General features: G+C 35.2%; 3 protein-coding genes. All 3 read right to left on the bottom strand.

Annotated elements, in window-relative coordinates:
• Nucleotides 1-247: 247 nt before the first annotated feature.
• Nucleotides 248-1,102, bottom strand: a complete 855-nt coding sequence (xerA, locus tag U9P79_00495; GenBank protein MEA2103112.1) for a site-specific tyrosine recombinase/integron integrase — start codon at nucleotides 1,100-1,102, stop codon at nucleotides 248-250.
• Nucleotides 1,103-1,373: 271 nt separating this feature from the next.
• The gene (locus U9P79_00490; protein ID MEA2103111.1) at nucleotides 1,374-1,979 is read right to left on the bottom strand and encodes a hypothetical protein; all 606 of its coding nucleotides are present in this window, start codon (nucleotides 1,977-1,979) and stop codon (nucleotides 1,374-1,376) included.
• Nucleotides 1,980-2,228: 249 nt separating this feature from the next.
• Nucleotides 2,229-6,878: T9SS type A sorting domain-containing protein (locus tag U9P79_00485; GenBank protein MEA2103110.1), on the bottom strand; the 4,650-nt coding region annotated here is incomplete at its 5' end.

The following is a 6,878-nucleotide window of genomic DNA, read 5'->3' as shown; positions in this document are numbered from 1 at the left end:
CTCCATAAATGCTTTATTTATTTTTTTATTTCTCAATGCTCCTACGATTTCTGGAATTTTTACTATAAGAAACCCTAAATCATTTAAAAATAATCTAAATGTGAATATTTTTCTATCAAATTTTTGTTTCATTTTTTATGTTTTTCCTTTAATGAATGCTAACGTCCGCGTATATACCACATGGAATATATTTTTTTTATCACATCACTGTAATGGCATATAGCCATCCAAATATGTGTTGTATGTGTCATGGTTTTTCATAACCGGGGTTTCCCATATTATCAAAGGGGTTAATAACATTTTTTAAATCTCTATTTGAAATATGAGTATAAATTTCAGTTGTTTTTATGCTTTCATGTCCCAGTAATTCCTGAATGATTCTAAGATTTGTTCCCTGTTCTAAAAGATGAGTGGCAAAGGAATGCCGTAGCATATGAATATTCACATTTCTATGTATCCCTGCTTTTCTAACTGAACGTTTTAAAATCTTTTGAATACTTGAAGCAGAATATCTGGATTTCTTCGGGCTTTCAAAAAGCCAATTTCCGGGATGGTACTCTTTATAATAGATGCGTAAAATTTGAAGTGTGTTTTTCGAAAGAATAGAATACCTATCTTTTTTTCCCTTACTATTCCTGATTTTTATCATCATACGGTTCGAATCTATATCACTTATTCGTAAATTGAGAAGCTCGCCACGCCTTAATCCGGCAGAATATATTAAGGATAAAATCGCTTTATGTTTAATATTTCTGGTGTTTTGTATAATTGCATTTACTTCAGCTTTGCTCAAAACATCAGGCAATTTTTTTTCTTTTCTTGGCCTATGTATTTTATAATATTGTTTATCTCTCCCCAAAACTTTTTCGTAAAAGAATTTTATAGCATTTATACGCTGATTTTGTTGACTGATTGAAATATTTTTAGACTTTATTAGTTTTAATAAATAATTATTAATTTGTGAACGAGTTAATTCTTCCATGTTTTCGTCAATAAAATAATTTGTAAAGTCATGGAAATACTTACTATATATTTTTTTTGTATTCTCACTATAACGCTTTTGAGTTAACATATTTTTGTATTGCTCTAATATTTTTCCCATACCATTTCATTCTCTCTAATTTACCACTTACGTTTCAGAATAATTAATTCAATTTTTTTTCTCATTGGTTACACTTTTATTACTTTTTGAAAGTTCCAGTAAAAATATATATAACACCATGAAACTACACGTTAAGAAGAGCGTATATTTATTCAATTCAAATATTGGTCAAGGTTTTTAAAAAACATATGGCATATGTGCGGGCAACACCCTAAGTGCCCATCGGTTTTAGGTTTTCAGTTCCCAATTAAAATTTTTTAAAATTAAATCATCAGCCCATTATCTGTGATTTGAGCAGCTCAATTTTCTGGGCAAGTTGAGAGCGTCCCATCGGAGTATTTACATTAACATTGAAAGTCGGGTCTAAAATTTGCACTTTATACAAGCAAAGTATGAATTCCCCTATTGAGTAATAATCTTCCGCGAGAATCAAAATCACATCCTGATAATTCACATTTGCATCGCGTGAAAAAACCCATCCTGAAGTAATAAAACTACCATTATCAATACTGCTTTGGTAATCTCCATTTGCTTGATAGGAGATTGATATGCCTGCGTAGGCTTCACTCACAATGCTATCCGGCGGATCAACATTTATGCACGTTTGGAATGCCGAAATTGATTTATTCAAACTATCCAATTTTGCAAAACACCATCCCATTCCGTTATGAGCGTCAGCATAGGTTGTATCCTGTTGCAATGCTTCCAGAAATTTGATATTTGCATTTTCAAAATCTTCATCGCCAATGGCTTCGATAAAAAGAGTCCATCCTTCCTCAACCAAATCTGCAGCCGAATTTGACGGTCCTGTTTTTTTCTCTTCACATGCAAAAATTAAAGCAGTGATGAGCAATATAATTAATACTTTAAATTTCATGATAAACTCCTAATAATACGATAATTTGATTCGATGCAGAAAAACGGCAATTTTATTCGACGCAGATAAACCCCAAGTGGAATATAAATACAAAAACATTCCACAGGGCAAGCATTGATTGGTCTGATGAACACTGATAAATTGTTCATTATTATAATATTTAATCTGCTTAAATCGGTTTTTTCTGAGTGATGTTGTTTATCACATTCATCTGGGTGCTGTCTCTCGGGTAAGTGATTCGAGGGCTTTCTACTTTAAATAAACCATTTTGCGAATGACATTTTTTTGGGGAGAGTGAAACATTAAAAAATAAATTCCGGGAGAGCAATTTATTCCATTCTCATTTTTCCCGTTCCAATTTGCCAAATGCAAACCCGGTTCAAATGATCCCTCAGCCAATTTGCGAACTAGCTGCCCCTTTATGTTGTAAACAGAAAGGGAAATATTTTCCCCAATGGAACGGATAGTGAATTCGATTTCCGTTTGGGTTTTAAAAGGATTGGGATAATTTTGCGAAAGAGAGACCGCTATCGTGGTATTATCCGATTCAATTATTCTGAAATATCCCAATTCATCAATTTTCGCATGCAGTCCAGCGGCATCAAAGATTGTGGGAAGTTCTGTCCACGAATCGTTTTTGTAATAAAAAATCGCCTTATCCGGTGAATTATATTTAAAACTCACTTCAGCATCTTCGCTCAAATCCATTCCATTTATCCCCACACAATAAATTCCTTGCATATTCTCGAAAAGAGGATTTATAAGCGAACTATCCGAAACGATGATAAAACGATTTTCAGGTAAACTACCGGCTGGAAAATCAACTGTAAATTTATGATCAACGGATGAACCTTCCCCGCCGTTTTCGTCAGTACGAACGACCGAAAAAAATCTAATTATCGTACTATCACCCCCGCTATTATAAGCAGAAAAAGTAATTACGAATTCTCCGGGTTGAATAAAATGATATTTGCCGAGATAGCTGTTTTCTGCGATTTCATCCAATGTAATGATCTGGCCGTTTATTTTAAGGGCAACGCTATCTGCAACACTCTGGACAACATTGGCAGCGAATTGGACATAGTTAATCAGATACGGATTTTGAAAAATATAGAGCGTGGGAGTTGCTTTTATCGGAAGAAGACTAAAATCCACACCAGTTGTTGTTTCACCTCTCGAAACCGTTACTTCTGCGATTGTGCTGTCTGTATATTCCGGCAGAGTTGCGGTTAAAGAATAATTTCCTGCGGGAAGAGTGATCGAATAAAATCCGCTTGTGTCTGGGTTCACCACAAATGTGCCCAATCCGATTTCCACCTCTTGGACATTTCCAGCTCCGTCTATGAGATTTACAATACCTTCAATTTTTCCGGGAAGCGCTTCCATTGTAAAATCGAATTGTTGCCCTTGTCCTGAAACAGATATTGTGTCGCAAAGTGTGTCATAAGTTGCTCTTGTCAATACAACTTCATAGTCCGACATAAAAATTCCAGTCAGATTTATTACTCCGGAATTTTGAGTCATACCGGAAAATTCTTGCTGATAAATGCTATCAAGTCCGACGATATTGTAAGAAATACTGTCCGGCGGTTCTTCATCACTAAATGTAATATTCAAAGAGGAATTTACAAATCTGAATAAATTCATTGTTTCGGATAGTAGTGTATCGCTGCTGCCGGTAGTGTAAATAGTTTGAATCCCGTATTGGTAATCTCCGTCAGGACTTTCTTTCAGATCGTCCAAATAATTATTTTCGTAAATCTGTTCGGACAGAATCTCCCATTCTTCTTGATCATATTTCCGGTATAATTTATAATGAAGAGGAGACCGATTAGTAGGCACATTCCCTGTCCAGTTTATCTCCACCGAAAAGGTATCTGTTAATTCCGTTTCGATTACTGAGGGAGCGATATATTCCTCCTGCAACTCATAAGCAAATTGATATATGCTGTCCGTTACGGTTAGTGTGTCGGTAAGCGTCTCATATCCTTGCTTATTCAAAATAATACTATAAGCGGTTTTATACACATTCTCTATGTCAATTATGCCGGTGGTATCCGTTATTCCGAAAAATCCTTGAGCATAAATTTGGTCTAATCCCTGAAGATCATAGGATACATTTGAAGGTAAAACGCCGTCATTGGTCGTAATATTTATTGTTATGTCTTGGAATCTATTGAGAACAAAATAAGTTTGCTGGGATCTGGTTATTGTGCTTGCACCAATATCGTAAATTGCCTGAACACCATACAAATATCCACCATCCGGTTGCTGCTGCAGATTGTCGGAATAAGTAGAATCTAATACATTTTGAGTGATTATTTCCCACTCATCCCAAATTTCCAAATAATGCCTTCGCCAAATCGTATATGATTGAAAAACAGGTTCATCTCGATAAAATTTTCCCGCTACAGGTTGAGCAATCGGCGTCCAGGCTATTGTGGCAATATATTCGGCAGATAGGTTTTCTAACCAAATATCTGCCGGTTCCTGAAGATATTGTAAATTAAAATCCACATGGGTCGTATCGTTAACCTCAATCACAGTATTTGGTATCTCCTGAATTTCATAACCGAGCATCCCTGCTATAACGGTATATGTTCCGGGAACAACCGGAAAATTGAAATTTCCGTCCGAATTCGGATGACCAACAATTTCACCAACCGTGATATTCACATCAGTTACTTCTCCTGTTCCCCCCAGCTCAATAGTAACACTCCCTTCCAAAAAACCAGGAATTGAAGATAAAGAAAAATCAATTCCGGTAGTTACCTGATTGGAGAAAACAGATACTCCCACAATGGTTGAATCATAATATGTTGGGTTTATGTAAGCAGTCACATCGTAAGAACCTGCAGGTAGGGAAATTTCATAATCACCAAACGGATCTGGATTCACAGTTATCTCACCAGCCGTAACTTCTACATCTTCCACCCATCCGCTACCGTTTGCAATTGTAACATTACCCTGAACAGAACCGAGAATCGGGTTCAAACAAAAATCTACATCGCTTGTAGTCTGATTGTCCAAAACTTCCACCTCGGTAATAGTGGAATCCTCGTAATTTTCTAAAATCGCAGTTACGGAATAGAAGCCCCCCGGAAGAATAATCTGATAAAATCCGATAGAGTCTGGATTGGTAGTATAGGATGAATCTGCATTTATAGCAATTATATTCGTATTCTCAATATTATAATTTCCCGCAGAAACAGATATGGTTCCTTCTATGCATCCGATAATTCTATGAAGTGCAAAATTTATACTATCGGTGATGTCATTATTGGTTACTACAACGTTGGATACGATTGAATCCGCATAGTTTTGCAAAAAAGTGCTTACATTATAAATTCCCGGAGAAATAGTAATCGAATAATTCCCTGCAGTATCGGGAGTAGTAGTAAAAGTATCTACCGATATTTCTACATCTTCGACATTAGCATTCCCGTCTAATAAAATCAAATTACCCTGAATAGTACCGGGCATAGCTTCTAAAACATAGCTAAATTGGTTTGTAGAATCGAGATTAACAGTAAGAGTATCAACTAAAGAATAATAGTCTTGCTTAGAGAGATTTATGGTATAATCTGCAAAAAAAACGTCAGTTAGATTTATTTCTCCAGATTGCATAGTTTCCCCGCTGAAATTTTCACTATAAACACTATCTAATCCTTGAATATTATACTCAACCCCCTCGGGAACCAAACCATCGCTAAGTGAAATTGATATTTGGACATCTTCAAAACGATGCAAACTAATTGATTCTGAATCAATTGTATCACTTTCGCCGGTCGTATAAATGGCTGCACATCCATATTGATAATTTCCGTCAGGTTCGTTGTATAAACTATCGTAATAAAATGTATCCGGAATTTCGTTTGCGATCAACTCATAAGCATCAGTATTGAATTTTCTCAATATATCATAAGATTGGACAGTATAATTGCAAGAATCTGGGATACACCAAACGAATTTTACTCCATAATTGTCGATAAGAAATAATGAATCGATTTCGGGAGGACAGCAAATTTCTTCTAATTCAATAGAAAAAACAGTGTCGGTTTCTGTAACTTGAATTGTGTCGTGTAAAGTATGATATGCTTGTTTTTTAAATGTTGAATAGAATTCTCCAGTATAAACATTCTCTAAATTAATGATGCCGGACTCATTAGTCGTGTCAATAAAAGTTTGGCTATAAATGCTGTCATTGCAAATAAGATTAGAAACAATTTCCACAGGAGTATTGTTATTATTTAGAGTTGCTGAAATTATTATATTCTTAAATCTGTCGAGTATTAACTCCGAGCAAAAAGTTGTATCACTTACTCCGAATTCATATTCAGCTTGAATTCCATAGATATATTCTCCGTCAGGTTCTTGCTGCAAATTATCAGAATAAATTGTGTCAATTATATTTTCTCCAATGGTAATCCATTCTTCATCATTGCAACGTCGCAATAATTTATAGGAATTTGGGACTGGTAAGGAAGGCAATTCTATAATTGGCGAATTCCACGAAATATTGATAATATCGTTTTCTTCGACTTCAAACCAGATTGAATCAGAGGGAGTTAGATAATTTATGATGAAATCACAGACAGTTGTCGAATCCATAATTATTTCTCGGCTTTTAGAAAGCTCTTCATAATTTTGCAGATAAGCATTCACCGTATAATTTCCAGGAAAAACATTCATTGAATACGATCCTGATGAATTGGGATTTGTAGTAAAATCTCCACAAGAGATCAATACATCGTCAATGTTTCCATTCCCCCCATATAAAAACACACTTCCGGTTAGATTTCCCGGAATGGGTGATAATGTAAAATCAACATCAGGAGTAGTAGAAGCATTAAAAACTTCCACGCCGTAAATAGTTGAATCTACATAATTTTCTAAAAA

Source organism: Candidatus Cloacimonadota bacterium (genome assembly GCA_034661015.1).
In the GTDB taxonomy this organism is placed as follows: Bacteria; Cloacimonadota; Cloacimonadia; order JGIOTU-2; family JGIOTU-2; genus JAYEKN01.
Note: the sequence above shows the minus strand (reverse complement) of the source record. Positions and strands in the feature narration are given on the sequence as shown.